The 272-nt window shown below is 71.3% G+C and carries 1 protein-coding gene; it reads right to left on the reverse strand.

Features of this window, described 5'->3' with window-relative positions:
* Positions 1 to 272, reverse strand: a 272-nt coding sequence (locus tag IB278_RS33695) for a contractile injection system protein, VgrG/Pvc8 family (protein ID WP_263864287.1), incomplete at both ends; no start/stop codon positions are given.

The raw sequence follows: 272 nt of genomic DNA on the forward strand, positions 1-272 counted from the left end.
TGGGCGTGCTGCGTTGCGGGCGCCAGGCGTAGCTCGTGGGCTGGGCCTCGAAGGCGAAGCGCTGCACCGAGCCTTCGGAGGCATCCACCCCTTCGCTGGCCTGCAGGTTCTCCTGCAGCTCGTAGTCCACGGCCAGCAGCAGGTGCTGGCGGTTCTGGTCGTCGCGCGGATGGTGCGTGAGCCTGAAGAGGTGGCCCGGGGCCAGGTCGCGCCGGTTGGAACGACCGCTGGCCCGGCTGCGCTCGCTCAGCTGCTCCTCGGTGCGGATGCGC

Source organism: Variovorax sp. VRV01 (assembly GCF_014852545.1).
Classification (GTDB): domain Bacteria; phylum Pseudomonadota; class Gammaproteobacteria; order Burkholderiales; family Burkholderiaceae_C; genus Variovorax; species Variovorax beijingensis_A.